This window comes from Vibrio owensii CAIM 1854 = LMG 25443, from assembly GCF_000817815.1.
Classification (GTDB): domain Bacteria; phylum Pseudomonadota; class Gammaproteobacteria; order Enterobacterales; family Vibrionaceae; genus Vibrio; species Vibrio owensii.
The window spans coordinates 1-20,575 of record NZ_JPRD01000066.1; the positions used below are offsets into that span (position 1 = coordinate 1).

Sequence of the window (20,575 nt, forward strand, 5' to 3'; positions counted from 1 at the left end):
GGGGGGACAGCTATTTTAACGGCGCGCAACCAGGCGGAAGTGAAGTATAAAACGGTCCGCTATTCGGGCAAAGAGCGTGATGCAACCGGGTTGTATTACTATGGTTATCGATACTACCAACCTTGGGTGGGTCGATGGCTTTCTTCAGATCCGGCAGGGACGGTGGATGGGCTAAATCTGTATCGGATGGTAAGGAATAACCCTGTGACGTTGAAAGATATTGATGGATTGGCGCCAAATAAAGACACTTTACGCCTTGCTCAAGGAAAGATTAGCCCGTTAAAGAATAGAGGGCTAATTACTTCGAGTGACTCAACAGAGATTGGGGTAAATATGCGAGCTGTACGTGTTGATAAATATAACAATGTCATAAAAGACAGCTTTTCTTTAAATGATTCTGATTTTTATGGTGAAAAACATGCAACAGACAATGGCCATGCCGTAATACTGAATACATTCAAAGGAGATCAAATAAATAGCTTGTATACTGGAATGAAGGCTGGGTCTTACTGGGGAGATAATAAACTAGATCTCTCAGTTAATGTCATTAAATTATCTAATGGATATGATGGTTCATTGGGTATAGAAATTCCCTATTTCAGTATTCCTGAAAACTCCCCAATTATTGTAAGTATGGGGGCTTTAAGTGGTTGTACGGCCGTTTACGCGACTAGGAAAAATAGCTTTTATGCCTATCATGCAGGAACTGCTAATGCCAATGGTGATTGGAAAACAGCCATAAATGGTGTTGAATCAATACATGAAGCACATGAGAAGCTTACTGGTTTAAATGTAAATAAGGAAGGTTTAAGCAATAACTCATTAGTTTCACTTTTCAGTGAGTATTACGACCAAGCTTCAATTACATATACCAATAGCGGTAGAGAGGACAAAAAAATCACGGAGAAAAGTTTGACTGTAGAAACATTTAACTACGATGAAGCCAAAAGGAGTAAATACGATATCTCTATCGGGTTAGCTTATGCGCTTCTTAGTCGTTCTGGAAGTAATGTAACAATTAAATCTTATTCTGAAGATGATAAAATAAACACAACTTCTGATTTTTCTGTAAAAACACTGGCATCAATGAAAACTACGTTGCACTCAAGTTCTGTAAAGAATAAATATAGATGCTTTTAGTCTCTAAAAGCCATAAAATAAAATGCTTTCATGCCAATTTAATTTTTAATAGATAGTATTGTCGAAGTATCATTACCATTGAAATTAAATTGGCAGAGCCAACTAACAGGAAAACATTAGGTCAAGCGGTCAGGGTTATCTCTGGCCGCCTGTTTTCCACCCTATTACCCCGCCACTTTCACTCTTAGGCTACAACCACGTACATTCAGCCTGAGAGATCTGTTGCGGAAATAACGCTTTCTATACGACTTTCAGCCGTATTTCTTACGTTTAGAGTGCCATCTTTTATGTGGATGAACAAACTATAATCCATAGAACTCAATTTGTTACTACATTCGAGGAGGCTACACGGGGCTTACTACCGACACCGTGGGCGACATTGTGTACATTACGTTAAATAGCTAAAATTATGCTCAAGTTGCTATGGCGAGCCGAACCGGTGGTATGGGGATGAATTACGGTGCATTCGTTGCTGACCGTGCCGAGCTGTTTAAAAAGCTCGATGGCTCATTTGCGATGCTATCTAAGCGCAGTGTTCAACTTCCTGTTTACACACAAATCAAGCGTAATCTCATACTCTCTACTAAGTCCATTATTCACAATGCGGATGAAATTTTAAAAACAGGCTTTGTTAAAGAGCTTGGTAAGCGCATTGGCAATATAGCGAAAGGGATTTCTGCTGCTAGAGGTTTGGGTTATGTCGGCTTAGTGGTTGGTGCAGCCAGTGGCATGAGCTCTATCTATGAGGCGTGCAAGGTCGATGGTTCGGGGGATTGTGGTAAGACAACAACACGTGAAGTTGTAGGTTTTATTGGTGGTGTAGCTGGCGGTGCGACTGGTAAAGCAATAGGTGATGGATTGTATTTCTTGTATGAAAGTGCGATAGACATTGTTTCGGAAATTGAGGCAACTTTCTAATGGCTTGGTATGAACTTCTTGCTGCTTCGTTAGGTTTGATCTTTGGAACTTATGCCCTTGTTTGGTCTATTCCTGCTGTAATAATGATTGCTGTTGTTTCTTTAGGGAGCTTTAAACACATTATTTTCATAGATAAGCAGCTAGCTAAAGATCTGAGTAAGTATTACGACAATAATGGCTATATGCGACCGAAGCATCAAGCATCTTGGGATGTTGGAAGTCGTTTTATCAATTACTGTGTTGCTTATCCTTTTATTCGACATCGCAAACAAACTGATTCAAAAAAATTTAAAGGATTTATGTGGATTAACGCATTAGGAATGTGGAGTTATATTGTACTTGTATTGAGTTTAATTTTATTAAAATTAACGGGATATATGCCATGAATTTAACGTAATGGCACTTAGTGCGAACTCAGTCCTAACTCGGTGAATAACGTCAAAATGTCATTGTCATTTTGACGTTATGCTTCTTTAGGTGTGTCATTCCAACCTTCGCCCTCGTCATAGCGCGTTAGTGTTTTTTCCATCAAGTCTTTAATTACTATGTGTCGAGTGTCATCAGGAGCATGGTGAGACGCAGAGCGTTTTGCTGTCACTAGATTCTTCATGAAGATGCTTTCTTCCTCAATTTCCTTTTCTTTCGCATTGAAGTACGTAACGTGAAAAGTCGGCATAAAATCGGTGTCCTAAGTTGCTTTGTGTTCTACAGTGCAAATTTCGTAGCGATATTACATCTGATGGTTAACTGGATGAATAAGGATGTGCGCTTGATGTGTCTCAGCATTCCATTCTTTCATTTCAGCAACGAAAAGACCGTGCTGGTTTATCGAGTCAATAAGAGCGGGGGCTCGCTCTAACTGGATGAGCATCGAAAGTGGGGCAACTTGCTTATGTTGTTGATCGAAGCCATGTTCTATTTGGTCTTCAATCATGTAAAGAATACCGGTTTCCGCTTCACTGCCTTCTTCAAACAATCGAAATTCGATCCCTTCTGCGTCATATAAATGAACCAGTAAGTTATACAACTTTTCAGCGCTAACAAGTTTCGTTTGATTGGCTTGTGAGTTCAAGTCGTACAGTCTCATTTCTAGATTCCCGCCTTTCTTTCGTGCAACATTGAGCATCAACTTAATGTCCTTTTTGATGTTCGATAAGGATTTATCGGCCACCTTGGGCTTTAAGTATTTGATGAGAATTTCGTTTCGGGTGCTGACTGGAACGTGGCGAATCGTCGCTGATACTTTACCAAGCAAGTGAAGTAAGTGAAGCAAGGCATGAGTGACTAGGTTATGCAGGTTGTGATAATACTCAACGTCTCGTTTGATTTGCATCGTGTTTTAGGATTGCTCTAATCATGATATGAAATATGGGTGCTCGTTGGTCTACATCTTAACAAGACTGAATCAAGGGGCGGTTCGGAACCGCCCCTTGTCCAGCTTACTTCGCTTCGTAGGCCAATTTTGCCAGAACGTTTGTATTTGCGGTGTGATATTCAAATTCACAGAGTGAGTCGCGTACCAGTCCCAACGCGCATAGCGCGGTAATACAAACAGTGACAAGCCCTAAAAGAGCATATTTTTTATTCGGCATAACTTGCCTCCTATTAGCGAAGAGGCTAGTATCTGTATTGTGAAGTACATATACGTGGCCTCGTTTGAATTTATAGTTCATTCGGGGCTTTGTATTTTCTACCACTAACAAAACAGGTTTTGCTCATGGCAGAAAACCAAGAGCACCCAGCGACATTTTAAAGCTTTTCTTTTCAAAGCTCTACCCATGCCTCAAGTAAAAAAATGCCCTAGCAAACGCTAAGGCATCATGACCATCTTTCAATTGGTTTAAATCAGAAAATCGTCAAGGATTTTTCCTGCGTCCAATTGTTCTTGAATTGTCGCAGGGGTTCTACCCTGACCCGTCCAAGTTTTCTCTTTGCCATTCACCAAGTAACTGTATTTTGCTGGACGTGGTGCGCGTTTTGTTTTCGCTACTTTTTGTCTTGATAGAGCATTAACGAGGGCATCTACATCAATACCATTTGTACTTATCTGTTTAGCTATCTCTGCCAGTTTCGCTTCTTGCTCGGCTTGCGCCGCTTGCTGTTCCTCTTCCGCTTCTTGACGCTCTAAAACCACGGTCGTTAGTTTATCAAGCGCTTCTTCTAATTGTTCAAGGGTGAGTTCTCTTGAATAAGCTCGTAGAGAACGAATATTTAATAACGTTTTGGCTAGTTCTTCCGACATGAATTCCTCTTGTTTTAATCGTATGTAATTAGAGTATGGAAAGGGCATTGTATTACGTTCTTATTCCGTATTTGTAAGCATTTCTATCTTTATTTGGTTTTAACGTTTGTCGTAAATTGTCTATTTAGGTGTATCACGAAAATATTTTGAGTTTGATCAATGTAGATCGGCCAAGAAAAGCAAACATACTTTCTTAATACAGTTAGTGACTTGGGTGTTACCCTATGGGAAAGGCTTTACGTTGGGCGGCATTCCGCTTGTATTTTCCATCTATGGTCTAAGATCGTCACCCCAAGGCAGGGGATGTTGAAGAATGTTGACCCATTATATTTAGTGCATGGCGACTAGGAGGTGATATGAAACGCATCATGGCCACGAAGACCGGTGAATTTATGTATGATGACGGTCAAACAACCGAAGATTTTAAAGCGGCATTTCAAAGCTCAGTGTATTCATCTTACGATGAGTATATGACGGGCATCTAGCGACGTTACCAAGAGCATCTTGAAAAAGGAGGGACCGCTTTTGATACCGGTGACTCTCTTTCTGGTCTGCTTTGGATGAGCAAAAATGAAAACTTCAAATTTGCTCTGGTTTATGAAATGGAAAGTGATTACCCGCAGCGCAGCTCAGAAGAGCGACAACAAGTGCTCATCAATAAAATTCATGCACAGATGAAAAAGGCTGCGAACACCGCAGCCTTTTGCTTTTCTAGAAACCCATCTTATTCAATATTATGAAAACGTGCAGTGAAGTGACGAAGCACTGGCGGCTCGTAATCAAAGGTTAACCCCTTCAACTCATGCGCTCGGTCCTTCAACTCAATGATTGCATCGGCGATGTAGTCCATATGGTCGTTAGTGTACACACGACGTGGAATGGTCAAACGCATCAACTCCAGCTCAGAGGCTTTCTGTTCACCTGTTTCCGGATCTCGACCAAGCAACAGCGAACCAATCTCTACCGCTCGAATCCCCGCCTCTAAGTACAAAGCATTACACAACACTTGTGCAGGGAATTGCTCTGGTGGGATATGAGGCAAAATCTTAGCCGCATCAACAAAGACGGCATGACCACCGGTTGGGTATTGGATTGGAATGCCACCTTCGCGCAGACGCTCACCCAAGTACTGAACTTGGCTAATGCGGTAGTGAAGGTAATCTTCATCAGCGCCTTCATACAGACCACGAGCCAAGGCTTCCATATCACGTCCAGCCATACCACCGTAAGTGACAAAACCTTCCATCGGAACGCATCGTGTTTGTACCGCTTGGAACAACTCTTGATGATCGCGAATACAGCACATACCACCAATGTTCACCATTGGGTCTTTCTTCGCAGACATAGTGAGCATATCGCCGTATTGGTACATCTCACGGATGATTTCCAGAATCGACTTGTTCTCGTAACCCGCTTCACGCTGCTTGATAAAGTAAGCGTTTTCGCAGTAGCGAGCCGAATCGATCACCACAGGGATGTCGTACTTAGTTGCGATTTCGTACACGCTGCGCATGTTTTCCATCGACACAGGCTGACCACCAGAGCTGTTACACGTGACCGTTGTGATGATCGCACAGATATTGTGAGAACCATGTTCTTCAATCGTTGCCACCAGCTTATTCAGGTCAAAGTTCCCCTTCCAGTCATATGGCGTTGTCGTATCGAACGCTTCTTCCGTCACCACGTTAATCGCTTTACCGCCATTGAGTTCAATGTGGCCCGCTGTAGTATCGAAATGGTAGTTAGAGATGAACACTGGAGTCTCACCTCCACGAACCTGACGCATACGCTCAATCAGAGCTGGGAATAAGATTTGCTCGGCACCACGGCCTTGGTGCGCTGGCACAGTAAGCTTGTAACCAAAGAAGTGCTCTACCGCATCACACAAGTTGTAGTAGTTGCGACTCCCCGCGTAGGACTCATCACCCATCATGATGCCTGCCCACTGATTGTCACTCATAGCACCAGTGCCAGAGTCGGTCAGCAGGTCGATGTAAACATCATCACTGCGAAGAAGAAATGGGTTAAAACCTGCTTGTTTAAGGGCAATCTCTCTGTCAGCCAATGTCGTCATTTTAATTGGCTCAACCATTTTAATGCGGAACGGTTCTGGGATACGTTTCATTATTAATTTCCTTATACGCATTGCTTTGCGCGAATAAGCGCAATCTGCTTCAAATTCTTGATTTTTATTAGAAAAATAGAAAGGTTCAATGCGGGCGCATTGAGGAAATTAACGAAGAGAGATTTTACTGAGAAGGGACAAACCGTAATCGAGGTTATACCAGAACGACAGCACTAAACGGCTATCAAGAATATCCTTAATTCTCGTCATTCTCGTCCTCCTGTTCTAAATAAAGTAAAGGTCAGTGACACTGCGCCGCTGACCTTTTCACTATAGAGCAAGATTTAAACAATTTTCAGTGAACCCGCCCTCATTTTTCATACCAATAAACTATAAAATTCCAAGTTTTTAAGGACTTATTGGCAACCAGTTGCAGGTGGAAACCTCAATATAACTAGGGCTACTTATTACAAATCACCCTGCGGCACGGCGCTTGACTCTACGTTTAATATTCTGCTCTTTCACCATGTAATCAAACAACGGCGCAAACAAGTTAGCGAACAAAATGGCAAGCATGATGCCCTCTGGGTAAGCAGGGTTGAGCACTCGGATAAATATCGTCATCACACCAATCAAGATCCCGTAAGCCCATTTACCACCATTGGTGAAGGCAGCCGATACGGGGTCTGTCGCCATAAAGAAAGTACCAAACGCGACACCACCAATCACAAAGTGCCAATAGAAAGGCATAGAGAACATAGGATTCGTATTCGAACCAATAGCATTAAGCAGTAACGACGTCACGGCTAAGCCAACAAAGACACCCGCAACAATCCGCCACGAAGCGATCTTCATAAAGATCAGCACCAGACCTGTAAGCGCGATCAGCAGGGTCGAGACTTCTCCCATAGAACCCGGCAAATTACCGACGAAAGCGTCCATCCAAGAGATAGGTTGGCCTGTCATATTGTTGGTCAAAGCGCTCTGACCACCTTCGTACCATTGGCTAAGAGGGGTTGCACCAGAGTAGCCATCAGCCGAAACCCAAACGGCGCCGCCAGACATATTCGCAGGATAGGCGAAGTACAAGAACGCACGCCCTGCCAATGCGGGGTTTAAGAAGTTACGTCCCGTGCCACCGAAGATCTCTTTCGCTACCACGATACCAAAAGTGATACCCAGTGCGGCTTGCCACAACGGAATGGTAGGCGGGAGAATTAACGCAAACAGAATGGAGCTAACAAAGAAGCCTTCATTCACCTCGTGCTTGCGGACGATAGCAAACAGCACTTCCCAAAAACCGCCAACTACAAACACAGTCGCGTAGACAGGCAAAAAGTAGGTTGCACCGACCAGCATTTTACTCGCCCAACCCGCTTGGCTGGCCGCCTCTACTGAACCCCAAACCCAACTCAGCCCCCAAGAGGCATCAATGGCTTGTTGAGCGGCAGCTTGGTCAAGACCATAAAGCAGAGCATCGCTGGATTGCTGACCGATGTTATACATACCCCAAAACATCGCGGGGAATACGGCTAACCACACCATGATCATGATGCGCTTCAAATCGATGCTGTCTCGAACATGGGTTACGCCGTGATTCACTTTACCTGGCGTATAAAAAAGGGTTTCAACAGCTTCGAAGAGTGGGTAGAACTTGTGGTACTGGCCTCCCGGTTCAAACTTTGGTGAGACCTTTTCAAAATAATGCTTCAGACTCATAACGTCTCCTCCTCTAAAGAATGTTACGAGCCGCTATCAAAAGCGATCGTTTTTAGCCTGTTTAACTCCCCCATTACGTATTTATCAGTTGGCACAGAAGACCTTGCTATTATGTAAACCGTGAAAGGCGTGCTTATACTCAATCAATAACAAAACAATGGAGTGGATTATGAAGTTAAGGATGATGTGGACCGCGATGATGTCGTTGGCCGCTTTTTCATTTGCAGGTAATGCATTAGCCGTAGACAAGCAAATGTCTCCTGGTTTGAAGAAGAAAATGCAAGCCATCTGCGGCTCAAAAGGTGGTGTCCCTGGTGGTTGGCAAGTGGCGAAAGTGACACCGGATGCCGAGCGCTCGCTCAGCATGATTCTGCATCAAATGAATGCGACGGATAAGCTAAAACAAATTAATGATGTCAGAACTCAAATCGTCGGCGGTACACACTATGCGATGGAGTTCGAGCTTAAAGATGGAGAAGTCTGGAACGCAATTGTCCTGCACAGTGCTCGCGGCGATTACATGATAGAAAGGCACGCCAAGAAAGGCGAACTCTGCCCTAAAGATGGCAGCTCCTAATTCCCAGATTCAAATACAATAAAGGCGACAGTTACGTCGCCTTTGTTTTATACCGTTTTCGCCTCTATCTTCTCATTCACTTTATCGCAAATGTATTCCCCAATCGGCATTGCAGATGTCGCTGCAGGAGAGGGGGCGTTGCAAACATGCAGGCTTCTTGCGCTCTCGGCAAACAAAAAGTCATGAACCAAAGTGCCATCGGATAACACGGCTTGCGCACGAATACCCGCAGGATATGGTTTGAGATCTTCTACCTTGATGCTAGGGCAATATTTGTTGACCAACTTGAGGTAGCCCGGCTTCCACCACGAGTTCTTAAACTCATCCAGTCCGGTTTTTAGATGCTTTTGTGTCACCTTCCAGAAACCGGAGAAGCTCAGCATTTGCATGGTATCTTGCAGGCTAAAGTTAACCTTGTCGTACCCTTCTCGCTTCCAGCCTTGCACCGCGTTTGGACCGACGGTCACACTGCCGTCAATCATGCGAGTCAGGTGGACACCCAAGAAAGGCAAGTCAGGGTCTGGAATTGGATAAATAAGATGATTCACCACCTGGTCGTGTTTGCTATCTAAGCGGTAGTATTCACCACGATAAGGAATGATTTGGAAATCGGTCGGAATAGACATCATCTTAGTCATGCGATCCGCCATCAAGCCGCTGCAAGTGACCAAGAATTTGGCATTGAGCTGCATCGTTTGACCGTCTGAAATGCAGGTCAGTTGGACTTCTTCATCCTTCTCTTCGGCAGCCACAACTTTGGTCCTAAGGCTGATTTGCCCTCCGAGCTTTTTGAACTCTTCCGCCATCTGCTCAGTGACCAAACGATAATCGACAATACTGGTGGTTTTGACATAAATCGCGCCCAAGCCCGTGATGTTTGGCTCAGCGAGTTTAAGCTGAACTTCATCGAGTAGCTTTACGTCAATGCCGTTGACATGGCAGCGCTCATAGAGGGCATTCATGCGTTCGACTTCTTGCTCATTGGTCGCAACCAATAACTTGCCACAGTTCTCCACCGGAATACCGTGCTCAGCACAGAACGAAATAGTTCGCTCTACCCCGCGCTTACAAAAATCGGCTTTTAAGCTGCCCGGAGCATAGTACACCCCGGCATGAATCACGCCGCTATTGTGTCCGGTTTGGTGCTTGGCAAAACCGGACTCTTTCTCAACCAATAAAATGGATTTGTTTGGGTGACGTTGCTGCAGTTGCCATGCCGTCGACACACCAACGATACCGCCACCGACAATGATGTAGTCATAGACTGATTTCATACGACCTCTTATAAAACCGATAGTTGAGATTGTTGCAATTTGAACTTGCGACCACTGTAAATGAATACCGCGACAAATACCGCGCAGCTTGCCACACGAAGCAACATTGGGATGTCGTGCCAAACCAGCAATGTACCCACCACTACCAACAAGAGACGCGTCAGAATGTTTAGAGGACCTTCCAAGTAACCTTCAATCGCACCAATCAATGCATAGGTTCCGATGATGGCGAAGAAGCCCACGGTAATTACCGACGTTACATCCCAACTTACTAAGCCTGTGTAAGCAATCAGCAGCGGTACAAGATACAAACCTTTAGCGATTTTCCATGCCATCAAACCGGTACGCATTGGCGGTGTTTTCGCGATGGTTGCCGCAGCAAAGGCGGTCAAACACACTGGAGGCGTAACGTTGCTGTCTTGCGATAACCAGAAGATGATGAGGTGAGCAGCCAGCAATGCCAAGCCTACCGCTTCCATACCCAAACTTTGCTCTAATAGAGTTTCCATAAAGTCCGCAGGCACTAGCGCCACCATTTCTTTTGCGGTTTCCAACGTCATTGGTGCGTTAAGCAGTTCCAGCTTTTCTGGCGCCGCCAACATAAAAATGGCTTTTGCTTGTTCAGGCAGTTGACCCGACACCATCAATTCAAGCAATTGGTTTTCCGCAATTAACTTGTAAAGCGCAGGGGCAGACAGAGTACCCAATACAATATACGCCGCTGTCACAGGTAAACCCATACCTAAAACAAGAGAAGCGAGCGCAATCAGAACGATCATGATGAACAAGTCGCCATTCGCCCAACCGTCGATCATCAGTGAGAACGTGTTGCCGATACCCGTTGTGCTGATCACATTGATCACCAGACCAATACCCACCAGCAATACGGCAGTTGTCGCCATGTTTTTCGCGCCTTGCGAAAGTGCTTCGATGATCGCTTTTGGTCCCATCTTGTGATCTTTCGAGAACCAAGACGCCACCACCACTGAGATGATCGACAAGCCCGCGGCGTAAGTCGGTGTAAAACCTTGAACCAACAAAGTAACCAATACCGCCAGCGGGATAAGGTTGTGCCAACCGCTGATCAGCACTTTCAGTAGAGATTCATCGCTGGTCGTGATTTTTTGAACGCCGCTGCGTTTAGCTTCAATACGCACAAAGAACGCCACAGACAAGAAATAGATAAGAGCAGGAATGAAAGAAACTGCGATGATATCGACATAAGGAATTTGCGTGTAAGACGCCATGATGAAAGCACCCGCCCCCATCACTGGTGGCATCAACTGACCACCTGTCGACGCTGCAGCTTCAACCCCCGCCGCAAAGCGCGAAGGAAAACCTGCTTTTTGCATTAAAGGAATACTGATAACACCGGTGGAAACCGTATTTGCCACACTAGAGCCCGATACTGAGCCCATCAAACCGGAGCCAATCACCGCAATAAAACCCGGACCGCCGATGATTTTTCCAGCCGCAGCACGAGCCACATTGATGATGTAATCACCAACACCAGAGCGCACAAGAAACGCACCAAACAGAATGAACATGAATACGAAAGTCCAGCTGATGCGCGAGATAGAACCAAACATGCCCTCGGAAGAATAGAAGCTACGGTAGAGCAAGGTTTCCATGCTCAAACCCGGGAAGTGGAAAATACCTGTCGCCCACTTACCCCAAAGCACAACGTAGCTTAAACACACCACAATCAGCACTGGAATAAACCAACCCATGGTGCGTCGAATCAGCTCAATAACAATCAGGATTGCCATGATGGCGAAGACCCAATCGCTGGTCACAAACTTCACACCGCGTTCATATAGCGCATCTTCGGCATAGGGAATGTAGAGCAAACACGCGACCGCGCCCATGGCAATCAACACATCGATGCCGAGTGCAATCTTACTCTGCTTGAGAGAGATATGAGCCGGATACCAAAGCGCACAAATCACCGCAAAGCCAGCAAAGTGGGTCGCGGAAATCCATAACTCTGGTAACGTCGATAAGGTATTAAACCAAATGTGCAAAGCAGACAACACCACGCCAAACACTGTAATTGTGGTGGTTACCCACGGAAAATCAGTGCGTGTGGGCAGCTCAAACTTCTGCAATTCCTTTTCTATTGAGTCGCTCATCTCATACTCCAAGCTCTGGCGGCTTTTTCCATCTTAGAAATCGGTAGGGATAAAATGCCCCGAGCCGAAACTCGGGGCGAAGTAGGCGTTATTTCGCCATTAGGTCTGATGGGATTTCGATGCCCATTTCTTTGTAGTAACGCGCCGCGCCTGGGTGAAGAGGCACTGGCAAGCCAGCAATCGCTTTCTCAATCGCCATTGCTTTTGTTGCTTTGTGGATGCCTTGTAGGAAAGGCAGGTTCTCGTAGATCGCTTTGGTTAGCTGGTAAACGTCTTCTTCCGAGATATCTTCACGAACTGCCAAGAAGTTTGGCTGTGCAATGGTAGTGATCGGCTTATCTAGACCTGGATACGTGTTCGCAGGAATTTCGTACTTCGTCCATAGGTTGTAGTTACCGTTCGCCTCTTTGATTTGCTCGTCAGTAAACGAAAGAATCGAAATGTCTTTACCCAACGCAGCAAAAGCTTGAGTAACCGCACCAACAGGTACACCTGCAGGCGTGTTCATGCCGTCAATGGTACCGTTTTGAAGTGCGCTCGCGCTGCCGCCGTAGCCCATGTAAGCAAGATTGAATTTATCAGGGTCTACCTTCAGACCTTTCATGATTTGGCGACCCGAGTTCTCAGTACCAGAGTTCTTCTTACCGATAGAGAACTTCTTGCCATCTAGGTTGTTCAGGTCAGTCACTGTGCCAGTTTTTGCTAAGTCAGAGCGAACAATAAAGTGCTCAACGTTTTGCCACAGCATAGAGACTGAACGTAGTTGTTCTTGACGACCGCTCTTCTCATAAGGACCTTCACCAGACCAAGCCCACGCACCATAAAGACCTTGTAGAATCGCGAACTGTGCTTCGTTTTCGTTCAGCAGTTTGACGTTTTCACCAGAGCCCGCAGAGCTGATAGCAGAAAGGGAGAAGTGGTGCTTTGGTGCCAATTTCACTTTGCTTAACGTCGCCAGTGCTACGCCCACAGGGTAGTAAGTACCACCTGTCGATGCCGTTGCAAGAATGTAGCTACGATCTTCTGCCGCAGCATTAGCAGCAATACCAAAAGAAGTCACAGCGACAGCCAAAGCTTTTACCAGCTTGTTCATTTTCATTATTACTCTCCGTGTAGTCGTTTCACGATTGGGGATTTACATCATGGTAAATCTTTATTAACAACAAATTCCCAAGAGCAATTGAAATGCCAACTTTTAAGTCATTGTATTTATTGACCTAAGCACAGAAAGACATCAAAAATGAGCAAAATTATGCTGATTTGGTAGCAAAGCGATGAGCAAGATCTTGCTTATTCAAGAGGAGAAGGTTGCACGCCTAGATCGCAAAAGGTTAATGAAATGTGACCAACACGAAACAAATGCCTAATTCGCTAATAAGCAATATTTTGCCGATGCAATTTTGGATTGAACTGCAACTAATAAGCGTCTTAACAATAAGAAGAAAAAGCGCATCATTCTAAACTGCTCACTTTATCAGCGGAGGTGTATAGCCTAAACGACTACAAATAGCACAAAAATACAGCAAAACAAGCCATGTTACAGAAATGAAAAGTCATTTATTCTGATTTTGAGTTTAAAAACCAGTTCGATCCACCAGTTCAGAAACAAACATTGACCGTATCAACTTATTTTCTACTTCGGGGTTGTGCCAATAGCCTCATGTTCGTTAGGGTAACTACACACCAAGGCAAACGTATTCCTTGGTGCTTTTTTGTCACTAAGGATCACTCATGTCAGCAACTGCGCAATCACAATTCGCTTTAAAACGCCCATCTGGCGTTGCTGCTGCGATCCTCCTGCTCTCTCTGGAACTGATTCAGAGCTGACAGGCTATATCTAAACTTTCTGTCAGCTTGAGAAGAAGCTGACGGGAACACCACATACTCCTCCCATTCCTTTCAGTTTCTTCCAAGCGAAACATAAGAGGAATAACAATGTTAAGCGCACGCAATATCGCCGCTTTGGGCTTCATGACTTTCGCCATGTACTTAGGCGCGGGTAACCTGATCTTCCCTCCATTTTTGGGTTACCAAGCAGGTGAAAACTTTCTGAGCGGGATGTCTGGCTTCCTCTTAACGGGCGTAGGTCTGCCTGCAATGGCACTGGTGATGGTCGCTATCGTAAACGGTTCAGACAAATTAACCGCCGCCCTACCTAAACCTTTGGCGACCAGTTTTTGGGTAATGGTATTTATCGTGATTGGTCCTGCGTTCGTGATCCCACGTGCGATTACCGTCGCTTACCAATTTAGCTTTGCACCAATGTTTGGTGATGCCGCTTTGGTACCTTTCACAATTGCTTTCTGTGTTATCACCATTTTGTTTGCGCTATACCCGGGCAAGTTAGTCGACAACCTAGGCAAGATCTTAACCCCGGCATTGATGGCTATTTTAATGATCATGTCTGTAACCGCTCTGGTTTATCCAGCCGGCGAGCTTACTACTGCAACGGGACCATATGTATCTGGCGCATTTGCTGAAGGCTTAACCCAAGGCTACATGACCATGGACGCGCTAGGTTCTATCGGTTTTGGTTGGATCATCTTCCGAGCGATTCGCAGCATGGGTGTGGATTGTCCGAAAGCCACCGCAAAATACACGCTAATCGCAGCTTTGATGTACGCAGTTGCCATGGCATTTGTCTACATCTCATTGGCTTACATTGGTTCGACAAGCTCATACTTGGGTTCTGAGTTCAGTAATGGCGGCGACATTTTAACGGCATTCACCTTCAGCCACTTCGGCGCATTTGGCTCACTATTACTAGGTGCCGTGATGGTATTAGCGTGTTTGACTACTGCTATCGGCGTAACCACAGCAGGCAGTGAGTTTTACGACAACACTTTCAGCAAAGTGAACTACAAAGGCTGCGTTATCACGACCATGGTATTGGCAGGTTTGATCGCTAACGTAGGTCTAGAGCAGCTATTGGCTATCACATTACCTGCGGTTGTAGCGCTTCACCCAGTAGCGATTGCGTTGATGATCATGGCACCAGTGCGCAACAAGATGTCGCAAATCATGGTGGTCGCGACGGCGTTCACTGCTCTAACGTTTGGTTGTGTTGATGCGCTGCACATCCTAGGTTACATGCCAGAAGCCGCAAACCAATGGTTAGACAGCAACATGCCGCTGTACCACTACTTTGCAAGCTGGATTGTTCCAACCATTGCGATGGTGATTGTGGGTGTAGTCTTTACCCGCAAGGCAAACCAACAACAAGCCGAGTTGGTAAACCAAGCCTAGATTGGCAAGTACCTTAACAAATAAGTACCTCAACAAAAAACGGCTTCCTCAGAAGCCGTTTTTTCTATGTGTAATCAGAGCGATTCAAACCAAACTTCTGCATCTTTTGGTTGAGGGTTCGGCGCGGTAAATCTAGCTCGACCATCACATCCGTAATTCGTCCTTGATGTCGAACTAGCGAGTCATGCAGCACCTTACGTTCAAAGTTGTGCAGCTGAATCGCCAACGGAACGCCTGCTTGTGTCTCTTCGGTTGTAGAAGATGGTCGACTGGAGAGAATTTCCATTACGGAGACGGTTTCATCCAGTGCAAAACGCATCGCGACATTCCTTAGCTCGCGCACGTTACCGGGCCAAGCGTAAGCAAGAATGGCTTTTCTATCGGCCTCACTAAGCGGACGACTCTCAGGGTTACTTTTCAAAGCAAAGTGTTCGAACAAGATCAACGCGTCTTCTTCTCGCTCACGTAGCGGTGGCAAATAGATCTGCGCCACATTGAGTCGATAGTACAAATCCTGACGAAACTCATCATGATCATTGAGATCTTCTTTCGCGGCGGCGATCACTCTCAAATCAACTGAGATCTGTTGATTGCCTCCAACGCGCTCAACCGTATGTTCCTGTAATGAACGCAACACTTTCACCTGCATGGACAGCGGCATACTCTCGATTTCATCAAAGAATAAAGTGCCTTTATCCGCGTATTCCAACTTACCAATACGCTTTTTACCCGCTCCGGTAAAAGCCCCAGCTTCATGCCCAAACAGCTCACTTTCAAACAGATTCTCAGGAATTGCGCCACAGTTGATTGGCACAAAATGATGGGTTCTACGTTGGCTTTCATTGTGCAAACTGGTCGCCACCAGCTCTTTACCACAACCTGTCTCACCGTAAATGATCACATTGGTATCAATGCGCGCTAACTTGGCAACTTGTTCTCTAAGCTGTTGCATCACTCGGCTTCGCCCAATCAACACTTCTTCTAAGCCGCTAACGCTAGATAGGTACTCTTGGCGATCTTGAGTAGACGTTTGCGCGCGATAGCTCTCTACCGCTTCGGTCACTCGTTGGGACAAGCGCTCAGGTTGAAAAGGTTTCTCGATAAAATCGAACGCACCGTTTTGTAACGCCCCTACCGCCATATCGACGTCACCATGTCCGGTGATCAAAATAACTGGCGTTGGAATGTGATTGGCAATCAGGCTTTCTAGTATCGACAAGCCATCGGTGTCTGGCAGGCGAACGTCACTGACAATCGCATCAAATTCTTGGCTAAGAATGGCCGCTTTGCCCTCTTCGCCTAAACTGAATGCGGTCACATCGAACCCCGCCAGTTGTAGCCATTGGCTGGTAGCCTGACGAACAATGTCATCGTCTTCGATAAGTGCAATTTTAGGGGTGTCGTCAAAAGCCATGAGTTACTGCCTGCTTTATGGGGTGGGAAAGAAATCGCTCTCCATTAACGGTAGCAAAAACCACTGAGGAGAAAAGGAGCTAGATCTCACTTCTTGCTTACAAGTCTTTAACATCCAACCAGTTAGGCGCACTCTTTAATGACTGTTGGTGAGAACGCACTAGCTGAATGGAGTCGGTATGCAGCGCAAAAGGAATGGCAAAACATGGCTTGTGGTCGCAATTGCGGCAGTGCTGATGTTGTCTTGCTATAGCGCCAGCAGAGAGGTTGCCCGTCAGTGGTTGAGTGTACAAACTCAAACCGAAGCTCAACAAAAGCTGCTCGACTATATTGGTGAAGTTCGCCGTGCACTCAAACGCTTCTATCACTTACCTTACCTCGTAACCAATAATCCAGAAACCATCGCGTTTGTGAAAGGGAATCTGACTTATTACGAACCGTTGCAAACCCAACTGACTCAGCTAGATAAAGCCGCCAATACGGAAGGTTGGCTAATCCTGTCTAACTCTGGCGAAGTATTGGTCTCGAGCCTAATCGAAGAGCGCTTTAGCCTGTCTGATCGAAAAGCGATTGTGGAACAAATTCACAATCAAGGCGGCGGTGTTTCCTTGGTGAACAAAACCAAAGGTTCGAGCCCGCTGTATTATCTTGCAGCCCCTATCTACGACGGTCTGGATATCGCAGGCATTGTGGTGGTACAAATCAACCTTAGCCTATTGACCGAACAGACCATTACTAGCCAAGACATCATTACGTTGCAAAATCGCCAGCAACGCTTTTTCCTATCAAGCAGCTCGCTCTATAACGCAGACTGGTTTAACGAACCAAGCAACACCGTTCAGTTAGAAACGCAACGCTTATACGACAACACCAATATCAGTGTGTGGACGCTCAACCAGCAACGCTATTTTGCACACACCGTTAAATTGGATGATTTGAATTGGTACGTCAGCTACCTCACCCCTTCTAAGCCGATTCAACAAACCATCAACGTGATTGGTTGGAGCTTAGCGGCGCTGCTCTTGTTAGTTGTATTACTCGTCATCATTGGTCTACAACGTCGCCAAAAGCACATCAATCAACAGCGAATTCAAGCTCTGTTGGAAGAGTCTCAACGCCGCTTGAAGCAGATGATCAATAAGACCCACGTTGGTTTGCTATTGATTGATGAACAAGGGCAACTGTTCGATCTCAACCCAATGGCGAAGCGTTTGTTCTGTTTACCAGAAAGCGTCAATCGACATGCTTTTGCTTGGGAGTTATTCGATGCAGGCAATCCCAATTCCACCACACTCAAGTTACTAAAGGACTTGCCTAAGCATAAAGAACTCGCAGAGATCAGCACGGTCGAAACCATTGCCAGACGCAGTGACGGTAGCGTCTTCCCTGTCTTGTTCTCACTGACCAGTTTCCCTTGGCATGGCGAGCAGTATTTCCTTGCGACGATCATCGACATCAGCAAGCGGAAAAAAGCCGAGCAATCACTGCAACAGGTCAACCAAGAGCTGGCGCAGCGAGTAGAAGAGCGAACTCAAGCGCTAAAAGAAGCGCAAAGCCAGTTAATTGAATCGAGCAAAATGGCCGCCTTGGGTCGCATGTCGAGCGCGATCACTCATGAGCTCAATCAGCCACTGACAGGCTTGCGTACCCTGCTCACCACAAACGAACTGTTAGCAGAACGCGGTGAAACCGAGATGATGAAAGCCAACAACGTATTGGTCCAGAAGCTGATTGATCGCATGGCAAGCATGACTAGTCAGCTAAAGACGTTCGCCTATAACAAACCAGAAAGCCTACAAGCAATTTCTCTTACCTCCGCACTCGAAGAGACCTTACGCGTTTATCAATCTCAATTAGACAAGGTGGATGTGCGTGTCCGGGTTCCTCATGACTTACCTAACATCATGGGTGAAGAACAACGACTGCTTCAGGTGCTCGGTAATCTTGTCTCGAATGCGCTAGACGCAATGAACAACACCACCAACCCGCAGCTCAACTTGATCGTCAACCCAACCGGCAATCGGGTCGAACTGATCGTCAGTGATAATGGCTGCGGCGTGTCAGATGAGATGCTTGAGTCCATGTTCGAGCCATTCCAAACCTCAAAGAAAATTGGGGAAGGATTGGGGCTAGGTTTAGCAATTACGGCCAACAATATGCGTGATATGAATGGACAAATTAGCGTGCATAAGAATGAACAAAATGGGCTGACTTTCACTCTATTGTTCAAATCAGCCTAAGTTGATATTGATTACAAAATCATCATTAGAACTAGGCATCCCCGCTGTTTGAGAAAAACACGATCTCGATACAAGAATCCCTCCTTGACCTACACTATTCTCAAGCAAATAGAACGAATAACTTCCGAACGATAAAGAGTGAGAAACATGATTAAGTTTCCTGAACATTTTCTTTGGGGCGGTGCCATTGCTGCAAACCAAGTAGAAGGGTCGTACAACCTTGGGGGTAAAGGGTTATCGACATCAGACATGCTGCCAAACGGTATTTTGAGTCCGCATCAAACCCGTGAAGAACGTACGCCGGGTATAAAAGACGTGGCGATCGACTTCTACAATCGCTACCCAGAAGACATTGCGCTATTCAAAGAGATGGGCTTTAACTGTCTGCGCCTATCTTTGGCATGGAGCCGCATCTTCCCGAACGGTGACGAGCTAGAACCTAACGAAGAAGGTTTGGCGTTCTACGATAAAATCTTTGACGAACTTGCCGAGCACGACATCCAACCTTTCGTGACCTTATCTCACTACGAAATGCCTTACGCACTGGTCGAGAACTACGGTGGTTGGGGCGATCGTCGCGTCATCGAATTCTTCGAACGTTATGCCCGCACCGTGCTGGAACGCTACAAAGACAAAGTAAAACTGTGGTTAACGTTCAACGAAATCAACATGTCACTGCACGCACCATTTACTGGTGTTGGTTTGCAAGAAGACGCCAGTGAACAAGAGATTTATCAAGCGATTCACCACCAACTAGTCGCCAACGCAAAAGCGGTAAAACTGTGTCAGCAAATCGTACCAAACGGCAAGATTGGTAACATGTTGCTTGGCGCCATCAACTACCCATACACCTGTAATCCTGATGACGTGCTTGCTGCAATGCATGAAAACAACAAGTGGTTGTTCTTCGGTGATGTACAAACACGTGGTCAGTACCCAGGCTACATGAAGCGTTACTTCCGTGAAAATGGCATTGAAATTCAGATGGAAGCAGGCGACTTAGAAGAAATTGCGTCTGCGAGTGTCGATTTCATCTCATTCAGCTACTACGCAAGTGGCTGTGCAAGTGCGGATCCGAAACAGAAAGAAGTAGGTAACATCGTCGATAGCGTACCAAACCCATACCTTGAAAAGAGCCAATGGGGTTGGTTGATCGATCCAAAAGGCCTTCGCGTTCTTCTGAACTTCCTACACGATCGCTACCAAAAACCATTGTTCGTCGTAGAAAACGGCTTGGGTGCGCGTGATGAAATCGACGAAAACGGTGAGATTCAAGATGATTACCGCATCGCTTACTTGAACGACCACCTCGTGCAAGCACACGAAGCGATTCTTGATGGCGTTGAGCTGATGGGCTTCACCAGTTGGGGGCCAATCGATTTGGTCGCGAACTCAACTGCTGAAATGAGCAAACGTTACGGTTACATCTACGTTGATCGCCACAACGATGGTCAAGGTACGTTAGAACGTAAACGTAAGAAGAGCTTCTTCTGGTATCAAGATGTGATTCGCACTGCGGGCGGCTCGCTCAAAAACTAAGTTACTTGCCTAGATATAAAGTGCATGTGTATTTAGATAGAAAAAAACAAAGCCCTGCAAACGCAGGGCT

17 protein-coding genes and 1 pseudogene are annotated in these 20,575 nt (G+C 45.8%); 8 read left to right on the plus strand and 10 right to left on the minus strand.

The features are described from left to right. The 3 genes and pseudogenes from H735_RS26510 to H735_RS26520 form a co-directional block, all read left to right on the plus strand. Positions 1-1,140, plus strand: a 1,140-nt coding sequence (locus tag H735_RS26510; protein ID WP_042980654.1) for a cytotoxic necrotizing factor Rho-activating domain-containing protein, incomplete at its 5' end; no start/stop codon positions are given. A 411-nt stretch (positions 1,141-1,551) separates the two neighbouring features. Next, positions 1,552-2,058: pseudogene (locus H735_RS26515) on the plus strand (hypothetical protein); the annotation flags it as partial. Continuing rightward, positions 2,058-2,444, plus strand: coding sequence for a hypothetical protein (locus H735_RS26520; RefSeq protein WP_020195169.1), 387 nt, complete (start codon positions 2,058-2,060; stop codon positions 2,442-2,444). The pseudogene H735_RS26515 and the gene H735_RS26520, both read left to right, overlap by 1 nt. 77 nt (positions 2,445-2,521) lie before the next feature. Here the strand turns inward: H735_RS26520 and H735_RS26525 are convergent, their stop codons facing one another. The 4 genes from H735_RS26525 to H735_RS26540 form a co-directional block, all read right to left on the minus strand. Continuing rightward, on the minus strand, positions 2,522-2,734 hold the full coding sequence (locus tag H735_RS26525) for a hypothetical protein (protein ID WP_020195170.1): 213 nt from the start codon (positions 2,732-2,734) through the stop codon (positions 2,522-2,524). Between the two features lie 54 nt (positions 2,735-2,788). Continuing rightward, positions 2,789-3,391, minus strand: coding sequence for a DUF2913 family protein (locus H735_RS26530; RefSeq protein WP_020195171.1), 603 nt, complete (start codon positions 3,389-3,391; stop codon positions 2,789-2,791). Between the two features lie 106 nt (positions 3,392-3,497). After that, entirely contained in the window at positions 3,498-3,650 is a 153-nt protein-coding gene (locus tag H735_RS26535; RefSeq protein ID WP_020195172.1) for a Hok/Gef family protein, read from the minus strand. Positions 3,651-3,898: 248 nt separating this feature from the next. After that, positions 3,899-4,300, minus strand: coding sequence for an H-NS family histone-like protein (locus tag H735_RS26540; protein ID WP_020195173.1), 402 nt, complete (start codon positions 4,298-4,300; stop codon positions 3,899-3,901). Positions 4,301-4,656: 356 nt separating this feature from the next. Here H735_RS26540 and H735_RS31940 point away from each other — a divergent pair, with 356 nt between their 5' ends. After that, positions 4,657-4,785 carry a hypothetical protein gene (locus tag H735_RS31940; protein ID WP_020195174.1) on the plus strand — a complete coding sequence of 43 codons (129 nt, stop codon included), beginning with the start codon at positions 4,657-4,659 and terminating at the stop codon, positions 4,783-4,785. A 239-nt stretch (positions 4,786-5,024) separates the two neighbouring features. Here H735_RS31940 and H735_RS26550 read toward each other — a convergent pair whose 3' ends face one another. Next, the gene (locus tag H735_RS26550) at positions 5,025-6,425 is read right to left on the minus strand and encodes a tryptophanase (RefSeq protein ID WP_009705100.1); all 1,401 of its coding nucleotides are present in this window, start codon (positions 6,423-6,425) and stop codon (positions 5,025-5,027) included. A gap of 414 nt (positions 6,426-6,839) precedes the next feature. Beyond that, entirely contained in the window at positions 6,840-8,084 is a 1,245-nt protein-coding gene (locus H735_RS26555) for an NADH:ubiquinone reductase (Na(+)-transporting) subunit B (protein ID WP_020195176.1), read from the minus strand. A gap of 169 nt (positions 8,085-8,253) precedes the next feature. Between H735_RS26555 and H735_RS26560 the strand changes: the two genes are divergently transcribed. Beyond that, entirely contained in the window at positions 8,254-8,661 is a 408-nt protein-coding gene (locus H735_RS26560; protein WP_020195177.1) for a cystatin domain protein, read from the plus strand. A 47-nt stretch (positions 8,662-8,708) separates the two neighbouring features. Here the strand turns inward: H735_RS26560 and lhgO are convergent, their stop codons facing one another. From lhgO to H735_RS26575, 3 genes are all read right to left on the minus strand, one after another. After that, on the minus strand, positions 8,709-9,935 hold the full coding sequence (gene lhgO, locus H735_RS26565; RefSeq protein WP_020195178.1) for an L-2-hydroxyglutarate oxidase: 1,227 nt from the start codon (positions 9,933-9,935) through the stop codon (positions 8,709-8,711). 8 nt (positions 9,936-9,943) lie between these two features. Further along, the gene (locus H735_RS26570; protein ID WP_020195179.1) at positions 9,944-12,067 is read right to left on the minus strand and encodes a TRAP transporter permease; all 2,124 of its coding nucleotides are present in this window, start codon (positions 12,065-12,067) and stop codon (positions 9,944-9,946) included. Positions 12,068-12,155: 88 nt separating this feature from the next. Then, on the minus strand, positions 12,156-13,166 hold the full coding sequence (locus H735_RS26575) for a TAXI family TRAP transporter solute-binding subunit (protein ID WP_005374185.1): 1,011 nt from the start codon (positions 13,164-13,166) through the stop codon (positions 12,156-12,158). Between the two features lie 836 nt (positions 13,167-14,002). Between H735_RS26575 and brnQ the strand changes: the two genes are divergently transcribed. After that, positions 14,003-15,313 carry a branched-chain amino acid transport system II carrier protein gene (gene brnQ, locus H735_RS26580; protein WP_020195180.1) on the plus strand — a complete coding sequence of 437 codons (1,311 nt, stop codon included), beginning with the start codon at positions 14,003-14,005 and terminating at the stop codon, positions 15,311-15,313. Positions 15,314-15,377: 64 nt separating this feature from the next. Here the strand turns inward: brnQ and H735_RS26585 are convergent, their stop codons facing one another. After that, the gene (locus H735_RS26585) at positions 15,378-16,727 is read right to left on the minus strand and encodes a sigma-54-dependent transcriptional regulator (RefSeq protein WP_005438233.1); all 1,350 of its coding nucleotides are present in this window, start codon (positions 16,725-16,727) and stop codon (positions 15,378-15,380) included. A 178-nt stretch (positions 16,728-16,905) separates the two neighbouring features. Here H735_RS26585 and H735_RS26590 point away from each other — a divergent pair, with 178 nt between their 5' ends. Both H735_RS26590 and H735_RS26595 read left to right on the plus strand, forming a co-directional pair. Then, on the plus strand, positions 16,906-18,966 hold the full coding sequence (locus H735_RS26590; protein ID WP_020195181.1) for a sensor histidine kinase: 2,061 nt from the start codon (positions 16,906-16,908) through the stop codon (positions 18,964-18,966). Positions 18,967-19,113: 147 nt separating this feature from the next. Continuing rightward, positions 19,114-20,505: a glycoside hydrolase family 1 protein gene (locus tag H735_RS26595; protein ID WP_020195182.1), complete on the plus strand. Its 1,392-nt coding sequence runs from the start codon at positions 19,114-19,116 to the stop codon at positions 20,503-20,505. Positions 20,506-20,575: the final 70 nt, after the last annotated feature.